We start from the raw sequence: 2,565 nt of genomic DNA on the forward strand, positions 1-2,565 counted from the left end.
AGGACTGGATCAAGGGCGGCGGCAAGGCCGTCGCGCCCTGGGACGAGAAGGGCTTCAAGCTGCCCGGCGGCCCGGTGTTCTCCAAGGCCGGCATGATGATGTTCCCGGCCGGCAACGCGATCTATCGCCGCGAGACCTACGACAACTATCCGGCCGCGCGCGCGATCATGAGCTGCGTCTATGAAGGCCTGCAGTTGCCGATCGACGCCGCGCTGCGCGTGGAGTCGCGCTACTTCACCTCGGTGCTGCGCTCCAAGGAAGCGGCCGCGATGATTCGCAGCCTGTTCCTGTCGATGCAGGAGCTCAACAAGGGCGCGCGTCGTCCGAAGGACGTGCCCGCAACCAAGGTGAAGAAGATCGCCGTGATCGGCGCCGGCTTCATGGGGGCGAGCGTCGGCTACGTCTCCGCGCGTGYCGGCCTCGATGTCGTCCTGATCGACCGCGACCAGGAGAGCGCGGACAAGGGCAAGGCGCATGCGCAGAAGGTGATCGAGGAGCAGATCAAGAAGGGCCGCGCCAAGCCCGCGGATGCCGAAGCTCTGCTCGCGCGCATCACGCCGACCGCGGACTACGCGGCGCTGAAGGACGTCGACCTCGTCATCGAGGCCGTGTTCGAGGACCGCAAGGTCAAGGCGGAGACCTTTGCCAAGGCGCAGGAAGATCTGAAGCCGGACGTGGTCTTCGCGTCGAACACCTCGACGCTGCCGATCACCTCGCTTGCGGAAGCCTTCAAGGACCAGGGCAAGTTCGTCGGCATCCACTTCTTCTCGCCGGTCGAGAAGATGATGCTGGTCGAGATCATCCTCGGCAAGAACACCGGCGATGTCGCGCTCGCGACCGCGCTCGACTATGTCCGGCAGATCGGCAAGACGCCGATCGTGGTCAACGACAGCCGCGGCTTCTTCGCCAACCGCTGCGTCGGCCGCTACGTCGCCGAAGGCAACGAGATGTTCCTGGAAGGCGTGCCGCCGGCGATGATCGAGAACTGCGCCAAGATGGCCGGCATGCCGGTCGGCCCGCTCTCGCTGTCGGACGAAGTCGCGCTCGACCTCGGCCTCAAGATCATGAAGGCGACGGAAGCCGACCTCGGCCCGAACGCCATCAACCCCGATCAGAAGAAGCTGATGGTGGAGATGGTCGAGAAGCAGGGCCGTCTCGGCCGCAAGAACAGCAAGGGCTTCTACGACTATCCCGAGAAGGGCAAGGGTCAGAAGAGCCTGTGGCCGGGCCTCTCGGCGTTGCAGCCGAAGCAGCTCGACCCCGACACGCTCGACGTCGAGGAGCTGAAGCAGCGGTTCCTGGTGGTGCAGGCGGTCGAGGCCGCGCGCACGGTGGAGGATCACGTCATCACCGATCCGCGCGAGGCTGATGTCGGCTCGATCCTCGGCTTCGGCTTCGCGCCGTTCACCGGCGGCACACTGTCCTACATCGACTTCATGGGCGCGAAGAAGTTCGTCGAGCTCTGCCACAAGCTGGAAGCGAAATACGGCTCGCGCTTCACGCCGCCGAAGCTGCTCGAGGAGATGGCGGCGAAGGGCGAAACCTTCTACGGCCGATTCGCGCCGAAGAAGGCGGCGGCCTGATTCGCCCCAAGGTTATTTGAGAACAAAGGCCGGATCATCGATCCGGCCTTTTTGTTTGGGCGATGTCATCACGGTTGCGTCAGGAGGTTCCCGATCTGTGGAACCGGTCACAGAATTCGCGTAGGAACCGTGCCAGAGTCCCGCTGCCGCGGTGTCGCGCAATTGTCATAGGCGCGTCAAAGCGGCGCCGTTCTTTTGCTCGGCCCTGGCACTAGTCTTGCTGTGGGTCAGGGGCATGAACCCGTTGGGACGCTTGCCGATCCATCGGCAAGTTGAAGACGAAATAAGAAAGTGTCCTTGATGAACTCTTTGGTGCTGCGGAAGACCGCGCTCGGCCGCGATCTCACCGCGAAATACGCTGTTGCATCCACAAATGGCCGTCTCTGGCTGCAACAGAAGCCGGCACGCCTGCGCCGCAAGGGGCCTGTGCTTTGGGCAGCCCTGGCGTTACTTGTGCTGGCGGCGGATTTTCTGCTCGGGTGTCTCGCTTGGCTCGCCGTCGATTTCGTCATCGGATGAGACGTTGCGCGCGTGCAGCACATAGGCTGCCAAGAGATAGGCGAGCTGGCTGACGACAAGACAGATGGCAATGACGATCACGCCCGCCATCATCCCGAATTCGTAAACGCGCAGAATTATCGCCGAGAAAACTGCGATGAGCGGCGAGGTCAAGACCAGCGCCCAGATCTTGTAGACGTAACCTGTCGCTAATCCCACCAGCGCACTTGCGACGATCAGGACGAAGACAATCGTCAAGTTCAACTCCGATGAGAGTCCAAATAATCTTCAATAATTCCGCCACGCTCGCCCGCTTTGCGGGTGCTGACAAGACAGCACTACTTACATTTGGTGAACAGCAGGTCATAAGTCTAATTAAGGTACGATGATCCGGCGAAGTGGGTTCGCTCCGCCGGGCAGCAAATTAGGAAAGGCCGGATCGTCGGTCCGGCCTTTCGCTTTTGCGTCTTGCGAGCGCTTACTT

2 protein-coding genes are annotated in these 2,565 nt (G+C 62.0%); one reads left to right on the forward strand and one right to left on the reverse strand.

What is annotated here, in order from left to right:
- Positions 1 to 1,583 (forward strand): FAD-dependent oxidoreductase (locus tag AC1D00_RS36140; protein ID WP_477013961.1); only part of this gene is annotated, 1,583 nt, incomplete at its 5' end.
- A gap of 447 nt (positions 1,584 to 2,030) precedes the next feature.
- Here the strand turns inward: AC1D00_RS36140 and AC1D00_RS36145 are convergent.
- The gene (locus tag AC1D00_RS36145; protein ID WP_167771080.1) at positions 2,031 to 2,339 is read right to left on the reverse strand and encodes a hypothetical protein; all 309 of its coding nucleotides are present in this window, start codon (positions 2,337 to 2,339) and stop codon (positions 2,031 to 2,033) included.
- Positions 2,340 to 2,565: the final 226 nt, after the last annotated feature.

The organism is Bradyrhizobium sp. P2_E8 (assembly GCF_056403875.1).